9 protein-coding genes, 1 pseudogene and 1 CRISPR repeat array are annotated in these 17513 nt (G+C 70.3%); of the genes and pseudogenes, 6 read left to right on the top strand and 4 right to left on the bottom strand.

Features of this window, described 5'->3' with window-relative positions:
• Nucleotides 1-641: pseudogene (locus AN216_RS29185) on the top strand (hypothetical protein); the annotation flags it as partial.
• A gap of 554 nt (nucleotides 642-1195) precedes the next feature.
• Nucleotides 1196-4870: an amino acid adenylation domain-containing protein gene (locus AN216_RS11685; RefSeq protein WP_244502426.1), complete on the top strand. Its 3675-nt coding sequence runs from the start codon at nucleotides 1196-1198 to the stop codon at nucleotides 4868-4870.
• Between the two features lie 63 nt (nucleotides 4871-4933).
• Nucleotides 4934-5207: direct repeats of the CRISPR family, unit length 29 nt; unit sequence GGGGCCAACCCCGCGTGCGCGGGGAGCAC.
• Nucleotides 5208-5343: 136 nt separating this feature from the next.
• Here the strand turns inward: AN216_RS11685 and lysS are convergent.
• Nucleotides 5344-7098: a lysine--tRNA ligase gene (gene lysS, locus AN216_RS11690; protein ID WP_070196598.1), complete on the bottom strand. Its 1755-nt coding sequence runs from the start codon at nucleotides 7096-7098 to the stop codon at nucleotides 5344-5346.
• Nucleotides 7099-7421: 323 nt separating this feature from the next.
• On the opposite strand from lysS, the gene argS reads away from it, so the two are divergent.
• Nucleotides 7422-9227: an arginine--tRNA ligase gene (gene argS, locus AN216_RS11695; RefSeq protein WP_070196599.1), complete on the top strand. Its 1806-nt coding sequence runs from the start codon at nucleotides 7422-7424 to the stop codon at nucleotides 9225-9227.
• Between the two features lie 259 nt (nucleotides 9228-9486).
• Nucleotides 9487-10092: a Uma2 family endonuclease gene (locus AN216_RS11700; RefSeq protein ID WP_070196600.1), complete on the top strand. Its 606-nt coding sequence runs from the start codon at nucleotides 9487-9489 to the stop codon at nucleotides 10090-10092.
• A gap of 16 nt (nucleotides 10093-10108) precedes the next feature.
• On the opposite strand, the gene AN216_RS11705 is transcribed toward AN216_RS11700, so the two are convergent.
• Nucleotides 10109-12073, bottom strand: coding sequence for a WD40 repeat domain-containing protein (locus AN216_RS11705; protein ID WP_070196601.1), 1965 nt, complete (start codon nucleotides 12071-12073; stop codon nucleotides 10109-10111).
• A gap of 196 nt (nucleotides 12074-12269) precedes the next feature.
• Nucleotides 12270-14051, bottom strand: coding sequence for a serine/threonine-protein kinase (locus AN216_RS11710; RefSeq protein WP_070196602.1), 1782 nt, complete (start codon nucleotides 14049-14051; stop codon nucleotides 12270-12272).
• Between the two features lie 319 nt (nucleotides 14052-14370).
• On the opposite strand from AN216_RS11710, the gene AN216_RS11715 reads away from it, so the two are divergent.
• Complete coding sequence (locus AN216_RS11715; RefSeq protein WP_070196603.1) at nucleotides 14371-15849, top strand: FAD-binding protein; 1479 nt, start codon at nucleotides 14371-14373, stop codon at nucleotides 15847-15849.
• A gap of 308 nt (nucleotides 15850-16157) precedes the next feature.
• Nucleotides 16158-16673, top strand: coding sequence for a GNAT family N-acetyltransferase (locus tag AN216_RS11720; protein ID WP_070196604.1), 516 nt, complete (start codon nucleotides 16158-16160; stop codon nucleotides 16671-16673).
• Between the two features lie 52 nt (nucleotides 16674-16725).
• Here the strand turns inward: AN216_RS11720 and AN216_RS11725 are convergent, their stop codons facing one another.
• The gene (locus tag AN216_RS11725; RefSeq protein ID WP_244502427.1) at nucleotides 16726-17370 is read right to left on the bottom strand and encodes a Uma2 family endonuclease; all 645 of its coding nucleotides are present in this window, start codon (nucleotides 17368-17370) and stop codon (nucleotides 16726-16728) included.
• Between the last annotated feature and the right edge of the window lie 143 nt (nucleotides 17371-17513).

The raw sequence follows: 17513 nt of genomic DNA on the forward strand, positions 1-17513 counted from the left end.
CGACGGCCGCACAGCCACGGCACGCCGGCGAGAACGGCAGCGGCGGGGCGCACGGTCATCCCGAGGCGCCGGCGCCGGACCAGGTGCCGACCGCACCCCCGTCGTCCGGGGTCACCGTGCCGGTGGGCCCCAACCGGGTGCGCGCCCTGGGCGGCAGCACGCCGGAGCAGACAGGGCCAGAGGATCCAGGGCCGGGCCAGGCACCGCAGTTCGAGCAGGCGTCGCAGGGACACCAGCAGCTGTTCCTGGAGCCGCAGCAGCTCCAGCAGCCGGCGACATCCGACGCGGAAGCCGCCCACTACGGGCGGTACGAACCGGCTGTCGCGTACGAGCCTGAGGCCCCGCCGGAGCCCGAGATCCCGCCCGCGCCGGAGGTCCCGTACGAGCCGAACGACCCGGACTCCGTCGAACCCGTGGGGATACCGGACGGCGTGCCGCGCGAGGAGGTGTACTTCCGCGCCTACCGGGACTACGCCGCCGTACGGGCCAGCTTCCCCAGCGCCCGCCAGCTCTCCCGCGCGCTGCACGAGGGCTACGGCATCACCGACGCCGACGGCAGCCTGCTCAGCGAGACCTACCTGCGCTCGTACCTGCACGAACTGCGGGACCGCTACAACACCGAGATGGGCCTCGCGGGTTGAGCCAGCGCGACCAACCGGCCGACACCGGGACCACGTCGCGTTCTTCCCTTGCGTCGCCATCCCACAGCCTCATCATGGAGCCGCATGGTCGGCTTGCACGGGGTCTTTACCTTGACGCGCTTGCGGGCGGTTGGTTCTTCGACATCGAACCCGATCAGAGTGGTGGCTCGGGTACGCCATTCTCGTGTGCTGCGGCCTTCGCCGCCCAGGCGTGGTTGAACACCACCGGGCCGTGCCGACGTGATGCCGGCATCGCACGCTGATACGGAGACGGGTCCAGGCAACCGTGTCGGGTTGTCGGGGCTGGTCGAGGAGATCGAACGCGGAGTGGGAGCGGCTGTGGCCGTTTGCTGCCTTCCGCTGGGCGGCATGGCGGGCGGTGGAGTGATCACCCGGAGGGTGATCCATGGGGTCCTCTTCCGGCGCGGACCGGCGTTCCCCGGAGGCATCTGCCCGAACCCTCGGAGCAGGGGAGACGGTTTACAACCGTCATCGGCGCTGTTCTGCTGACGGCACCTGGGGCCGGCTGTCACAGCAGATCCAAGCCACGCAGAATGCCGAAGGCACTTCTCCAGGACGCTCGAGGAAGCATCACGATCTCTAGTTATCGGGAGCAGGAGATGCATCACGCCGAACACGAGGCCGCGCGCGAGAGAGCGGACGCTCCGTACCGCAGAGACGCGGGCGCACCCGCTGCGGGCGGTGGTCCGGACGAGACCGTCTGGGGGATGTTCGAGGCCCGGGCGGCGCGCCAGGGGGGTCGGATCGCCGTCGTGGACGGAGCGGTCGACATCGACTACGAGCGGCTGCGGGCCCGGGCGGAGGTGATCGCCGGGGAGCTGGCGGCACGGGGCGTGGCGCCGGGGGCGCTCGTCGGCGTGTGCCTTGGCCGGACGTGGGAGTTGGTCGCGACCCTGCTAGGAGTACTGCGGGCAGGCTGCGCCTATGTACCCATAGACCCCGCCTACCCGGACGAACGGGTGCGCTACATGATCGAGCACTCCCGGGCGGCGTCGGTGGTCGTCGACGCCGGTACGGCGGCGCTGTGCTCGGCGGCTCCCGATCGCGTGCGCCTCGACGCGGTCCCCGACCGCCCGGCGGTATCGCCGGCGGCCTGCTCGGCCGGTGATCTCGCGTACGTCATCTACACCTCGGGGTCGACCGGGAAGCCCAAGGGTGTGGCGATACAGCACCGCAGCGTGGCGGCGATGACCGCCTCGATGCGCCGGCTGCTGGGCGACGAGGACCTCGCGGGCGTCTTGGCCGCGGCTTCGGTCTGCTTCGACCCCTCGGTGATGGAGATTCTGGGGACACTCGTTCTCGGCGGCACGGTCGTCCTGTCCGAGAACGTACTCGCCCTGCGCGAGCTGCCCGCGGCGCACCGCGTACGCACGGCCATCATGGTGCCGTCCGCGATGAAGGCGCTGCTCGCGACCGGGCCGCTGCCCAGCGGGTTACGGTGCGTGGTGCTGGGTGGTGAGGTCTTGTCCCGTTCTCTGACGGAGCGGTTGCACGCTGATCCCTGTGCGCCGCGGGTCGTGAACGTCTACGGCCCGACCGAGGCCACCGTGTTCGTCACCGCCGTCGAAGCGGGAAGCGGACCGATCACCATCGGCAGCCCGGTCCGGGACGCGCGGGCGTACGTGCTGGACGAGTCCCTGCATCCGGTGTCGGCCGGCACCGCGGGGGAACTGGCTCTCGCCGGCGACCAGCTGGCCAGGGGGTATCTCCATGACGACGAGCGCACCCGGCAGAGCTTCCCGACCCTCGCGCCGGACGGCCCGATCCCGGAGCAGCGGATCTATCGGACCGGCGACCTGTGTCGGTGGACGGAAACAGGGGAGCTCGAGTTCCTCGGCCGCGCCGACCGGCAGGTCAAGGTCCGGGGTTACCGGATCGAACTCGACGAGATCGAGGACATACTGGCCTCGATGCCCGGAGTGGACGAGGCTGCGGTCGTTGCCACCCCAGGCGAAGGCAAGAGCCTCCTGACGGCGTACGCGGTGAGCCGGCAGGAGTCGGTGACCGCGTCGACCGTGCGCTCCTGGCTGGCCGACCGCCTGCCGAAGTACATGATCCCGCACCACGTCATGCTGCCGGCCGAGATGCCGAAACTGCCCAACGGCAAGGTCGACCGGCTTCGGCTCCCCGCCCCCGCGCACCACGGCGACGAGGCGACTCCCGAAGCGAAGGCGGCCGGTGACGGCCCTGCCGCCTCGCGGACCGGAGCCGGCGCGCTGCCCTCGCCGCACGAGCAGCGGCGCTCGGTGCTACTCGCCATGGTGAGGCAGGAGGCGGCGCTGCTCCTCGGCGCCCCCGGCCCCGATGCGGTCCGGCCGGACGAGCCGCTGGCCGCGCTGGGGTTCGATTCGCTGGACACCACGGAGCTCACGGTGCGCCTGTCGCGAGTGCTGGACACTGACCTGCCTTCATCGACCCTGGTGGAGCAGATGACTCCCGAGGAGGCCGTCGACGGACTGCTGGCGGTGCTGGGGCGTGCTTCCGGTGGCGAGGTACGCGGGCGCCCGCAGGGCGTCGGGGCCGCGGATCGGCTCGGTGTGTTCCAGGACCAGGTCCGGTCCGGGCACCCGCCGGCCTTCGCCGCCAAGGCGCCGGCCTGGTCCGCGACCGATCGGGGCGCGCTCGTACAGCATTTCCGGAGCCTCCTGACACGCTCGGGGCTGGACCCGTACGGAAAGGTCGTCCGCACCGGAAGCGCCGAGCGGGGCGTCGTCGCCGACCCGGGTACGGGCGAGGAGCACGAGGCGCTCATCTGGACCACCAATCTCTACCTCGGACTCAACCGCGACGAGGAGGTCATCGAGGAGGCACGCAGCGCGCTGGGCCGGTTCGGTACCGGGATGGGGATATCGGCGGCGGGCTCCGGGCAGACCGGCCTCCACACGGAGTTCGAGCAGGAATTCGCCGCCATGGTGGGCAAGCCGGCCGCCTGCCTGTTCCCCACCGGGTTCACGGCGAGCCTCGGAGCCGTCGCCGGAATCGTGGGGGATCAGGACGTCGTGGTCATGGACCAGCTCTGCCACGCCTCCCTGGTGGACGGGGCCCGCCTGAGCGGCGCGAGGGTACGCACCTTCCGGCACAACGACGCGGCCGACCTGCGGGCGGTCCTCGAAGCGGAGTCCTCGCCCTACCGTACGACGCTGGTGGTACTCGAGAGTGTGTACAGCATGGGCGAGGGGACGGCGCCGCTGCGGGAGATCGTGTCCGCCGCGAAGGACTCCGGCGCCCTCGTCCTGGTAGACGAGGCCCACTCGTTCGGGCTCTACGGAGTGCGGGGTGCCGGACTGTGCGCCGCGGAAGACGTCACCGAGCAAGTCGACTTCGTTCTCACGACCCTGAGCAAGGCACTCGGGAGCATCGGCGGTGTGGTCGCCGCCCAGGAGCAGCACATCGCCTTGCTGAGGGCGTCGGCGAGGTCGTACGTCTTCCAGGCGAACATCTCACCTGCCGACGTGGCGGCGGCCCTCGCCGCCCTGCGCAGGGTCGCCGCGGGCGACGCGCTGCGTGCCAGACTGTGGGATACCGCGCACTACATGAGGAAGCGCTTCTCGAACGCCGGCTACGAACTCGGCACCGGGGACGGGCTTATCATCACCCCCTTCTTCTCCGACGGCGAGAAACTGCATGCGATAGCCCGAGGGCTTTTCCGGCGAGGCGTCCATGCCGCTGCCGTGACCTACCCGATCGTCGAGCGCGGGCGAGGCCGCCTGAGGTTCATCTGCTCGGCCGCCCATACCCGAGCGGACGTCGACGAGACCTTGCAGGCCCTGATCGACGCCGATGCGGAAGCCGCGACAGTTCCCCTGTCGGGGGATGACATGGACCTGCGAGAGGAAAGAGACGAGGAGTCCACACGATGCGACGTGGCCAACTGGGCGGACGCGTTTGCGACCTATCTGGAATCCGTGGTGGCCAACCTTCCCACACCGGCGCCGCATCTCACGGTCACGATCATACTGCCAGGAGGGGAAGAGTATCTTGCAGTTCGGATCAACGAACACGGAGTCAGCCGAGAACCCGACGACACCGCCACGACGCCTGCCTGTTCGCTTCGCCTGGTCGACGATGCGGCAACAGCCGCGCTGTGCTCACGGGACGTGGGGAGCCTGCTTGAGAGCGTGATAGCGGGCACCTGCGTGCTCGCCGGCCAGACGCAGGCGTTCGTCTGGCTCATCGGACGACTTAGTGACTGGCAATGTTCAACGTGATCTAGTCAGGAATCCCGGCCCTCAGGGTTTGGTGGAAGTGATCACCGGTGGCAGTCCGGCTGAAGGGCCAACCCCGCGTGCGCGGGGAGCACAGGTAGCCGACGAACGACTGGTACAGCAGCCCGGGGCCAACCCCGCGTGCGCGGGGAGCACCGCTGGGGCGGTTGGACGGGCCAGAAAATCGGGGGGGCCAACCCCGCGTGCGCGGGGAGCACGTCGAGCTTCGGCAATGCCTTCCGCCCGGAGGGGGGCCAACCCCGCGTGCGCGGGGAGCACCCGCAGGAGATCACCCGACAGCAGGTGGAACAGGGGCCAACCCCGCGTGCGCGGGGAGCACGGGGTGCGACCAGGGGTTTTAGAGCTGCGTACCCCTGATTTTGCTGAGTTTCACTGTCTCGGACATTGCACTCCAAACGACTGGATACCGACACGGAGTGCCCGCGACACTCTACGGTGGCTGACCGTGTCCCGGTTCAGCCGCCCAACAGCTTGCGCACCCGGTCCGAGCCGACCGCGAGCAGCAGCGTGGGCAGTCGCGGGCCGGTCTCCCGACCGACCAGCAGCCGGTAGAGCAGCGCGAAGAACGCCCGCTGCGCCACCTTGAGTTCCGGGGTCGGCTTGGCGTCCGGCGCCAGCCCGGCCCGCACCTTCGGTACGCCGTAAACCAGCGAGGTCAGCCCGTCCAGCGACCAGTTGGCGTCCAGCCCGGCCAACAGGTCACCCAGCGCGGCCCGTTGCTCCTCGTCCAGCGAGTCCAGCAGCTCCACGTCCGGAGACTCCCGCACCCGGGTGCGCTGCTCCGGCGGCACCTGGGTGGTGATCCAGCGCTCGGCGCGGTCCAGCCGGGGACGTACCTCGTCCAGCGAGCGGACCGGGTCGGACGGGTCCAGTTCACCGATGATCCGCAGCGTCTGCTCCTCGGCGCCGGCGGTGATGTCGACGACGGACGCCAGCGTACGGAACGGCAGCGGGCGTGGCGTGGTCGGCAGCGGGCCGGCGGCGGTGCTGGAGGCTCGGGTGTGCACAGCGCGGTCGGCGGGCTGCGCGGAACCGTCGGCGATCTTCCGGCCGAGGGCGTCCCACTCGTCGTAGGTGCGCTGGATCTCCTGGTCGAAGGCGATCTTGAAGGACTGGTTCGGCTTCCGACGGGCGTAGAGCCAGCGCAGCAGCGGCGCCTCCATGATCTCCAACGCCTCGGCCGGCGTCGGTACGCCACCGCGCGAGCTGGACATCTTCGCCATGCCGCTGATCCCCACGAAGGCGTACATCGGTCCGATCGGCTGGGTGCCGCCGAAGATCTCCCGCACCAGCTGGCCACCGACGACGAACGAGGAGCCGGGCGACTGGTGGTCCACGCCGCTCGGCTCGAAGGTCATGCCCTCGTACGCCCAGCGCATCGGCCAGTCGACCTTCCACACCAGCTTGCCGGCACGGTACTCGCTGAGCTGCACCGTCTCGCCGTGGCCGCACTGGCAGGCGTAGGTCAGCCGGGTGCTGTCGTCGTCGTAGTCGGTGACGGTGGTGAGGTCGCGCCCGCAGACCGAGCAGTAGGGCTTGTACGGGTAGTACACACCGCCGCTCGCGCCCGCGCCGTCGTCCTCCGCCGCGGCGCCGGAGCCCTCGGCGGCCTCAAGCTCGGCCTCGTCCGGCTCCTTCTGCTGCTTCTGCTGCTTCTGCTGTGGCTTCGGCCGCTGACCGCCGTCCTTGTCCAGCGTGCGGTAGCGCTCCAGCACGGCGTCGATCCGGGCCCGCTCGCGCATCGCGAAGAGGACCTGCTCGACGTACGCCCCGGAGGTGTACATCTCCGTCTGGCTGATGCCCCGGTACTCCACGCCCAGCTCGGCCAGCGAGGACTCCAGCGCGGCCTTGAAGTGCGTGGCCCAGTCCGGGTACGGGCTGCCGTGCGGCGCCGGCACGGAGGTCAGCGGCTTGCCGATGTGCTCGGCCCAGCTCTCGTCCACGCCCTCGACGCCGGCGGGCACCTTGCGGAAACGGTCGTAGTCGTCCCAGGAGATGAGGTGCTCGCAGGGCACACCGCGCCGCTTGATCTCGTCCGCGACCAGATGCGGAACCATCACCTCGCGCAGGTTGCCCAGGTGAATCGGCCCGGAGGGGCTGATTCCGGACGCGCACACCACAGGTTTCCCCGGGGCACGACGCTCCGCCTCGGCGATGACGTCATCGGCGATACGGGAGACCCAGTCGGCCTCAGGGGTGGTCTGTGCCACGTCCGTTACTTCCTTCGTGTGTGTTGTGCACTGTCCGTGTGTGGGTACGGTCACCGGCTCCGCCGGTCCCGCACGCCCCGGGAGCCGTCCGTCTCCGCCGGGAGCATCCCTGGCCGGCCCGCGGGAGAACCGTCGTACCAGGTCGCGGCGCTCATCGAGAGTGACCCGAAGCGACTCGACGCGAGGGAAGGGGGCGGTATCCGGGGCCGCGCGCCCATTGTCCCATCCGAAATCGGGTTTGCGGTGCGTGGGATACTGGCCGCGTCCGCGCGGAGCTTCCCGAAGCGGACGCCCCCGAACTCCGACGAAACGGTTAGCGATCCATGGCCTCGGTCCCCTCCCTCGCCGCTACGGTCCAGCAGCACCTGCTGGACGCCCTCTCGGCCGCCGTGCCGGAGGCGTCCACCGCGGACCCGATGCTGCGTCGAAGCGACCGGGCCGACTTCCAGGCGAACGGCATGCTGGCGCTCGCCAAGCGGCTGGGCGGCAACCCGCGGGAACTGGCGTCGAAGGTGGTGGCGGCGCTGCCCGCCGGCGAGGAGATCCAGGAGTTGGAGGTGTCCGGTCCCGGCTTCCTCAACATCACCGTCGCGGACTCCGCGCTGACCCGCCAGCTCGCAGCCCGCGCGACGGACGAGCGGCTGGGGGTGCCGTACGCCGAAAGTCCGGGCCGCACGGTCATCGACTACTCCCAGCCGAACGTCGCCAAGGAGATGCACGTCGGCCACCTGCGCTCGACGGTCATCGGTGACGCGCTGGTGCAGATCCTGGAGCACCGGGGCGAGACGGTGGTCCGGCGGCACCACATCGGCGACTGGGGCACCCAGTTCGGCATGCTCATCCAGTATCTGATCGAGCACCCGCACGAGTTGGACCACGCCTCAGACGGCGCGGGCCACAGCGCCGGCGACCGCGAGGGTGACGGTGAGGACGCCGGGGAGGCCGCCATGGCGCGGCTGAACCGGCTGTACAAAGCGTCCCGGGCGGCCTTCGAGGCCGACGAGGACTTCAAGTCGCGGGCCCGCGACCGGGTGGTGGAGCTGCAGGCCGGCGAGCCGGAGACACTGCGGCTCTGGCACCGGATCGTCGACGAGTCGAAGATCTACTTCCAGGATGTCTACGAGCGGCTGGACGTGGAGATCCTCGACCGCGACATCCTCGGCGAGAGCGCCTACAACGACGCGCTCCACGACGTCGTGCGGGATCTCGAGGAGTCCGGTGTCGCGGTCCGCTCGGAGGGCGCGCTGTGCGTCTTCTTCGACGACGTGAAGGGTCCGGACGGCACCCCGAGCCCGCTGATCGTGCAGAAGTCCAACGGCGGTTTCGGCTACGCCGCGACCGACCTGGCCGCCATCCGCGACCGGATCGGCACGCTGCACGCGGACACTCTGCTGTACGTCGTCGACGCTCGGCAGGCGCTGCACTTCCGGATGGTCTTCGAGACCGCTCAGCGCGCGGGCTGGCTGCCCGAGGGCGCGGCCCGACAGCTGCCGTTCGGCACCGTGCTGGGCAAGGACGGCAAGCCGTTCAAGACCCGGGAGGGCGAGACCGTGCGGCTGGTCGACCTGATCGACGAGGCGGTGGAGCGGGCCGGAGCGGTCGTACGGGAGAAGAGCGCGGGTCTGGGCCTGAGCGAGCCGGAGATCCGGGAGCGGGCGGCGGAGGTCGGCATCGGCGCCATCAAGTACGCCGACCTGTCGAACGCCATGACCCGGGACTACGTCTTCGACCTGGACCGGATGGTCTCGCTGAACGGCGACACCAGCGTCTATCTCCAGTACGCCCACGCCCGCACTCGGTCCATCCTGCGCAAGGCGGGCGACGAGCCGCGGCCGGTGGCGCACCCGGAGTTGGAACTGGCCCCGGCGGAGCGGGCGTTGGCACTGCACCTGGACGAGTTCGGGGACACGCTCGCGCAGGCGGCCCAGGCGTACGAACCGCACAAGCTGACGGCGTACCTCTACCAACTGGCGTCGCTGTTCACCACCTTCTACGACCAGTGCCCGGTGCTGAAGGCCGAGGGCGGCACGGCACAGGTGGAGAACCGGCTGCTGCTGAGCGAACTGACCGGCCGTACCCTGCGGCAGGGCATGGAGCTGCTCGGCATCCGGGCGCCGGAACAGCTCTGACCGTGCCCCGGGGCTGGACGGGGCACCCCGCGGAGTTGTCGTACCACTTCGAGACGCCTTCGCAGGGTCAACTGTCCCGATCCCGCTGTCGCGGTCGTGAGGACTCCGGACGCACGCTCACTCGATAGGTTGATATGCCAGCCCTCCCTGTCTGGTTTGCACCGACCTATGCCAGTTCGACCGGCAGTATGCTTGCTGACCCAGCCCTACGATCCAGGTGAGGCCGATGTCCCACGAGGCAGCGAGTAGGAGCGACGACATGACTATTGCGCCCGAACGCCCGCGCTCTGCCGCGACCGAGGAAACGGGGACGAGACTCATGGACCTGGCGGATGCCGCCGCGCAGGCCATGCCCGGCAGCACGGTGGAGGTTCTCGGAGGGCAGCTCATCGTGACCCCAGGACCCGACGGACCACATGGCGAGTCCCTCACCGCACTCATGGAACCACTGATGGCAGCGAAGCTGCATCGCGGCGAGACCCGGGTCATTCAGAACCTCGGGCTCTGGCTCCCGACCGGGGACGACGACCACGCCGTGCCCGATCTCGCCGTCGTCGACGCCGACTACCGCGAACACGAGGTGCGGTACAAGTGCTATGACCCCGCGCCCTTCCGGCTGATCGTGGAGATCACCTCCTCCAACTGGCGCGAGGACCTGGATCGGAAACCGCGCGCCTATGCCGAGGCGGGCGTCCCGGGTTACGTGATCGGTGACCGCCAGCACGAACGGGTCATCGTCTACTCCGACCCGCACGACGGCACGTACCGCACTCGCTCCGACTACAAGCCGGGCGAGACCGTTACGCTTCCCGCCGTCCTCGGCATCGAGGTCACGCTGGCCGCCGGGGCCCTGCTGATCAGCTGATCAGCAGCGGGCAGCGTCAGTGACGCAGTGCCGCGGCCGCCTCCCCGATGTCCGTGACGAGGCTGAGGGCGTGTTCGCCGCCCCATCGCACCGGCCAGGCGAATCGCTGGTCCACCGTCCAGGCGAGCACCGCGTCGAGGTCGGTGCGGCGCTCCTCGGCGGCTATCACCAGGCTCGCGCCCGGGCCCGCGGCCGGCTTCGCCAGAGCGCACCAGGTCGACGCGTCCAGTGGAAACGCGTCCATGCTGAACACGTCCGTGAGCCCTTCCCCGTCCACCACCTGGCCGGTCTTCTCCTCCTCCGCGTCGCCGAACACGAAGTCGCCGAGCACTTCTGAGGTCCTGGCCCGGATGAAGCGCAGGGTGTTGCTGCCGATCGCGGCCAGCACCCCGTCCGCGCCCCAGACCAGTCCCTCGGTACCTTCGGGCACTTCCAGTGACCTCAGACGGCTTGGCTCGTCGTTCAGGGTCCACACCTCGACCCGTCCGTCGACGGTCAGGCAGGCACCGGAACCGCCCTGCGGTTCCCAAGCCCAGGGCCGTTGCAGCCCATCGAAGTGATGGTCGCCGATCCGCTGGGTCGCCGTGATGTCCAGGTGGTACTGGTGGCGGCCGTCCTCCTGGTAGATGTCGACACCACGACTGTCTTCCGCCACAACGGCCAGTCGCGCCGCGCCACCGTGCATGCCCCAATGCAGCGCGCCCGGGACCTGTGCCGCGGGTTCGGCGACCTGCTCTCCCGTGTCGGCGTCAAGGATGATCAACCGGCGCCGTTCATCGACCGACGAGTCCGGTGTGATGGAGGCGGCGAACCGTCCGTCCGGACTCCACACGACGGGGCCGTCGGTCCGGGCGAGCCAGCGCATCCGCCCACCCGGCATATCGACGGCGCACGCCCATGGACCGTTGTGGCCGAGCAGCCGGGTGCCGTCGGGTGACCAGCGCACCCGCCGGAAGGTCCATTCGTCCTCGCCGAGTCGCCGCCGGATGTCCTGGGGCAGCGGCTCGGAAAGCATCTCCGGCTTCACCCCCACGTCGTGGCGGCCGTAGCCGTTGACGTGGAAGATCCTGCCTTGGTCGAGTTCCGCGACGCATCCCATGACCTGATGCTGGCTGCCCATGGACACGTAGGCCCGCCTGTCGTGGGGAGCGAACGCGAAGTCGGGTGCACGGTCCAGCCCGTTCGTCACGTCCGCGGTGCCGAACGGGTTCATGCGCCGACCGAACGGGTCCCACAAGCCGACGGAGTTGGTCCGGAAGGCGAGTGCCACCCGGGTGCCGTCCGCTGACCACTGGATGGTGTCCCGGATTCCCGGCCAGCCAACCCCGCCGGGGATGTGCTCCAGTGCGTTAACGCAACGTCCGGTGCTCAGCTCCCAGACCTGCAACGGGCCCACCCCGTCGTATTCGTCTGCTGGAACCCAGCGCCCGATGGCCAGGTAGCGCCCGCAGGGACTGAGCCCGAAGTCCAGTTGCTCACCACCGCGAGGGTACGGGTGGCGCAGTCGCGCGCCCCGGTCCCGTATCCGCTCGGTGGCCAGCCGGTGCGCCTCCCCGATACCGTGCACCGCTTCGCATGCGGTCAAGCACTCGCGCAGCAGCGGCAGATCCCGCTCCGGTACGAACTCCGCCCAGTCGGCTTTCGCCAGCAGGTCGAGCAGAGCTGCCGGGTCGTCACGGCCGACAGTCAGCGCGTCGTGGTCGACGAAGGAACCAGCCCGGTGCACGGCAGGGGCGGCAGCCTTCTGCTCACCGCGCAGCAGCACCTCGTAGAGATCCTCTTCGGTCAACAACGCCGTCCCGATCCGCTCCGCGTCCCGCTTCTTCTCGCCCGCTCCGTGTCCGGCGAACACCAGGTCCGTGGCGGTGGACAGCGATCCGGTCACCTTGCCGCCCAACGCTTCCAACCGCCGCTTGATCTCACTGCGGGAACCTGCCCGGAAGCTGCCGGTCAGTACGGTTTTCTTGCCGTGAACATCCATGACCGGGCAAGCTACCCGGTGGGTCTGACACGACTGCCCCACCGCGGACCTTCGGGCCCCAGCGGCATGCGGTGAAGAGACGTCACTCGACCTCGGAGGGGGTCACTCCGCCTTCTTCCTCGCGGTCCATAGTGCCGAGGTTGGCCAACGCCCGGCCCTGGCTGCCGAGTCGCCTGAGCAAGGGCCGTTCCGTCGTTCACCCGACCCGGCGCAGCAGGTCCTGGGCGTCGCTCGTGTCGTCCAGCGGCCGCACCCGAAGCGTGTCCTTCCCCCGCAGGTCCAGCCGCATGGCCGGGGCCACGTTCGCGTCGCACTCGCCGGCCGGCTCAGCCTCGGTCACCTTGCCGGCCGCGAACCTCGCCTGGCCGTCCTTGACTCCGGTCAGCACGTTCTCCCATTCGCAGCGCAGGCCCGGGCCCTCCCCCACGACCGTCATGGCGACCGAGCCGACCGGTCGCTCGCGCAGGGTCATCGTCAGCTTCTGCTCCTTCCCGACGTCCTTCTCCCAGTCGCCGACCATCTTCGCCGGCAGTTTCCCGCCGTTCGCCGGATCGTCGCCGCCCGGGCTGACGCTGGGAGCCGAGGTGGGATCTCCGTCCGACGGGCTGTTTCCGCCGTCGTCGGAGACGACCCGCAGCACACCGTACGTACCCGCCCCGAGGGCCAGTACGAGCCCGGCCGCGAGCGTGCTCAGCAGCAGCCGACGAGGCCTACGGGAGCCACCACTGCCCGTGCCGTTCCCTGGCCCGGGATCCGGCTCGGGTCCGGTTCCAGGTCCGGGCCCGGGTACGGGCCCGGGTACGGGTCCGGGTCCGGGAACCGCCTGCCGCGGGGGGACCGGCGGGCCGAACTCGCCCGGGGAGAGGGCGACATGCCCGCCCGGCTCCGGCCAGGCTCCTCGTACCGGCTCCTCGGGTCGCCGCTCCACACGCGGCGGCTCGGTCCGCGGTTGCTCCACTCGCGGCGCCACGGATGGTGGCTCCGAAGGCGGCGGCGGTAGTACGGGTGCGGCCGCCACGGACCGAGCGACCGGCTCGGCCTCCGGCACCTCGGCGTCCAGCAACGCGGCGGCGTGCCGGCCCAGTTGTGCCACCAGGTCGCCGGGCAGCCACGGCTCGTTCCGCCGCTGACCGCCACCCTCCGAGCCTGTGTCCGGGTCGTCCGGGTCGGGGTCCGCCGTACGCTCCAGCAGTTCGCTGAGCGAGGGCCGTTCGTCCGCCGACTTGGCCAAGCAGGCCGCGATCAGCTCCCGCAGCCCCTCGGGCACCTCCGTCAGGTCCGGCACCTCCTGCGCGATGCGGTACATCACGCCGTGCCCGCTGGTGTCCTCCCCGCCGAACGGCGCACCGCCCGCGGCGAAGGCCAACAGCGAGCCCAGGCAGAACACGTCACTGGCCGCCGTCAGCGCCTGCCCCCGCACCTGTTCGGGCGACATGAACGCGGGCGAGCCGATCACCGCTCCCGTACGGGTCAGCCGGCCCGAGAGGGTCTCCACCGCGCGGGCGATCCCGAAGTCGATCACCCGGGGGCCGTCGATGGTGACCAGGATGTTTGAGGGCTTCAGGTCCCGGTGGATCAGGCCGGCGCCGTGTATGGCGCGCAGCGCGAGGGTGAGCCGGTTGGCCAGGATCCGGACCGTACGCTCCGGTAACGAGTGCTCCCGATAGTCCAGCGCCTCGTTCAGCGACAGCCCCGGGATATAGCCGGTGGCCACCCAGGGCTGTTCCGCCGAGGTGTCCGCGTCCAGCACCGGGGCGGTCCACTCGCCACCGACCCGCCGCGCGGCCCGTACCTCCTGCTCGAACCGGCTTCGGAATTCGGGCAGTTCGGCCAACTCGGGACGTACCAGCTTCACCGCCACGGTCCGCCCGCGTGGCGACTGCGCCAGATACACCCGCCCCATGCCCCCGGCACCGAGCCGCCCGAGCAGTCGATATCCACCGATCTCGTCCGCATCCCCCGCGCGCAGCGTCTGCATCCCCCGCCTCCCCGGTCGGACTCGCGGCGCTGGTCACGTTCGCCACCGTCCGGCAGCCGTGCCGAACTACCCGTGCTCCACCGGCGGCGAACCGGCACCGTAGTGACACCGTGCAATACACCCGATAGTAGAACCTCCGAGTACGCGTGGGGACCCGGCGAACACGCGTTCCAGCCAGTCGTGCGCTCCGGGCACGGCGCGCGAGCCGGGCCGCCGACACACACTCCGCCGCTCGGGCCGACTGACGCTCCGCCACCCGCACCGTCCCGGCCGATACGATTCAACAACCTGTGTAGCGCACCGACTTCAGGAGGACGCCATGTCGCAGCCGACCAGACGCAACACCCTCCGGGGGCTCGTGGCCTCGGCGGCCGTGGTGGTCGGGTTCCACCCGGGAGCCCAGGCGTGGGCCACCGAGGACACCCGAAAGGGCGGGCTCGCCGGCGACTTCGAGGACCTGCCACCACTGGACGGCACGCTACTGACCGACGAGGAGTCCCGTGCCGCCGCGGCCGAGGACTACGGGCACATCGTGCACCGCACGCCACGCGCCGTGCTGCGACCCGGCTCGGTCGACGACGTGGTGGCCATGGTGCGCTTCTGCGGCAAGCACGGCATTCCCGTGGCACCCCGCGGCCAGGGCCACGCCACGATGGGGCAGGCGCAGGTCAAGCACGGCCTGGTCATCGAGACGACGCCGCTCGCGGACATCGGCCCGGTGGACGCGGACAGCGACACCGTGACCGTCGGAGCGGGCGTACGCTGGAGCACCCTCACCAAGGCCACGCTCGAACACGGCCTCACCCCACCGGTGTTCACCGACTACCTGGAGCTGTCCGTCGGCGGCACGGCCTCCGTCGGCGGCATCGGCGGCCAGACCCACCAGCACGGCGCCCAGGTGGACACGGTGACCGAGCTGCGGGTCGTCACCGGTGCGGGCGAGCTGGTGCGGTGTTCGACGCGGCGGCACCCGGAGCTGTTCGACGCCGTACGCGCCGGGCTCGGCCAGTGCGCGATCATCGTCGGCGCCACCGTGCGGCTCGTGCGCGCGCCGGAGACCGTACGGCACTACCTGCTGCCGTACGCCGACCTGGACACCTTCCTGACGGACCAGCGGCGGCTGGTGGAGGAGCGCCGCTTCGCGTACGTGGAGGGGCAGGTGGCGCCCGACGACAGCGGCGCCTTCCGGACGTACCTGTTGGAGGCCGTCGCCTACGGGCCGCCCGTCGGCCCGGAGCCGGACGACGAGGCGCTGTTGCGCGGGCTGCGTTTCGAGCGCGGCGGCGAAGAGATCGCGAACCTCGGCTACTACGCCTTCCTGGACCGGCTGGCCGCGTCCGTCGCCGAGCAGAAGGAGTCCGGGGTGTGGTACGACGCGCACCCCTGGCTCAACCTGCTGCTGCCGGGCGAGCACGTGACCCGACTCGCCGAGGACTTCCTGACCAGCCTCACCCCTGATCTGGTCGGGCCAGGCGTGGTGCTGCTGTATCCGCTCCAACGGGACCAGCTGCGCACGCCGTTGCTGCGGACGCCGGACGACCCGGCGCCATACCTGCTGGCGGTGCTGCGCAGCACTCCGCCGGAGGACGAGGCCACGGTGAAGCGCATGCTGGAGCACAACCGCACGGCGTACGAGGATGTGCGGGACGCCGGTGGCAAGCAGTATCCAGTGGGCTCGGTTCCCTTCGACAAGCGGGACTGGCGGGACCACTTCGGGCGCGCCTGGCCGCGGCTGGTCGCCGCCCGGCACCGGTACGACCCGCACGGCATCCTGGTGCCGGGGCAGGGCATCTTCTGACGGGGCGCGCCCGGCACGCACGTTCGACCGATCGCCCGACTCCGTGAACACCCCGCCCGTACGGGCTCGTTGTACGGGCGGGGGCTGGTCGATCGGAGACCGGCCCGGGGAGGGGTGCGGCACGAAGCCGAAGCGGCGGTACAAAGCCTGGAGCGGCTTCCTGACGCGGCTCAACGAGGTGCACGCGGATCACTGAGGCCGCGCCCCACGGCCCGCGGGACGAACCGGCCCCTCCCCCGCCGGACCGAACCGTATCCGGGCATACCCAACCGGTGGCCCGGGCGCCCGCCATGCGCAATGATCGTCCGATGCGAACCAAACTGCGCGGCGCGGTGACCACCCTGCGCCCGGCGACGGCGGACGACGTACCAGCGCTGGTCGCGATCCGATCCACCCCCGAGGTGTACGCGCGCTGGCGGGGCCGCGGGGACCTGACCGCGGAGTTGACCGAGGACCTGATGGACCCCGAAGTCACCATCTACGCGGTCGAGTGTGACGACCGGGTGGTCGCCGGCGCGATCCAGTGGAGCGCCCAGGAGGAGCCGGACTACCGGCACGCGAGCATCGACATCTTCCTGGACCCGGCGGTACACGGGCGTGGGGTCGGCACCGACGCCGTACGCACCCTGGCCCGGCACCTGATCGACGAGCACGGCCACCATCGGCTGACCATCGACCCTGCGGCCGACAACCTCGCCGCGATCCGCTGCTACGCCAAGGTCGGCTTCCGCGAGGTGGGGATCATGCGGCGGTACGAGCGCGGGCCGGACGGTGGTTGGCAGGACGGGCTGCTGATGGACCTGTTGGCGGAGGAACTGACCTGAGCACCCGTGTCCGTAGGGGGAGGAACAACGGCGCTCCGCTCGCTGCCAGCGATCACCCGCCTTGCCGCCCTCCCCGTCTTTCCCGCTGTCCGGCCTCGCCCGGCTCGCCGTAACGAGGCAGACCCTCGGTTTCCAAAGTGACGCCGAGACGTTCCAGACTGATCTTGTCGCCGTACACGCCGTGCAGCGTGCCCTGGTAGGCGCCCGCCCGGGGCGCGGTGTGCAGTGTCCAGTTGCCCTGCCGAGGATCGATGACCAGGTAAGCGGGGACGTCAGCCTCCGCGTACCAACTCACCATCTCCCGAGTGTCCTTGGTGCTGTTGCTGACGGACACCACCTCGACGGCGAGTTCGCTGCTGCCCGCCTCCACCAGCCAGTCATCGGACTCGCCCACAGCCGAGTCCGCCACCAACAGGTCAGGCGTGGCATAGTCCTCCGGGTCACGCGGCAGGGCGAGCGAGGCGACCTGGAAGGTCTCCAGCTCGGCGGGCAGTGCGGGCACCAACTGCCGGTTGATCACATTGATCACCCGGGCATGCTTGAGCCGCGGCGTGGGAGACATCATCAGAACTCCTCGGATGATCTCAGCACGCAGTCCGGTGGCCTCTTCCGCCAGCTCGGCGGCCCTCCGCAGCGAGTGCATGTCTGCCTCCGGCATGATGAGCGTCACGAGATCCCCCTCCACCGTGCTCGTCATTTTACGGAAACGTGTGGCCGGCGCGGTGCGCCGACGTCCGTAAGATGATCGCAGAAAGAACCGCCGTTTTCACTCTGTGTAATCACAATGAGTGAAGACGGCGGTTCTTCCCTGCTGGCCGAGGAGTTGACCTGAGTACGCGG

Source organism: Streptomyces oceani (assembly GCF_001751245.1).
GTDB lineage: Bacteria > Actinomycetota > Actinomycetes > Streptomycetales > Streptomycetaceae > Streptomyces > Streptomyces oceani.

Coding starts and splice junctions, on each gene's coding strand:
- AN216_RS11705 (WP_070196601.1), bottom strand. CDS start 12,073: ATGGATGTTCACGGCAAGAAAACCGTACTGACCGGCAGCTTCCGGGCA.
- argS (WP_070196599.1), top strand. CDS start 7,422: ATGGCCTCGGTCCCCTCCCTCGCCGCTACGGTCCAGCAGCACCTGCTG.
- AN216_RS11685 (WP_244502426.1), top strand. CDS start 1,196: ATGCCGAAGGCACTTCTCCAGGACGCTCGAGGAAGCATCACGATCTCT.
- AN216_RS11710 (WP_070196602.1), bottom strand. CDS start 14,051: ATGCAGACGCTGCGCGCGGGGGATGCGGACGAGATCGGTGGATATCGA.
- AN216_RS11725 (WP_244502427.1), bottom strand. CDS start 17,370: ATGACGAGCACGGTGGAGGGGGATCTCGTGACGCTCATCATGCCGGAG.
- AN216_RS11715 (WP_070196603.1), top strand. CDS start 14,371: ATGTCGCAGCCGACCAGACGCAACACCCTCCGGGGGCTCGTGGCCTCG.
- AN216_RS11720 (WP_070196604.1), top strand. CDS start 16,158: ATGCGAACCAAACTGCGCGGCGCGGTGACCACCCTGCGCCCGGCGACG.
- AN216_RS11700 (WP_070196600.1), top strand. CDS start 9,487: ATGACTATTGCGCCCGAACGCCCGCGCTCTGCCGCGACCGAGGAAACG.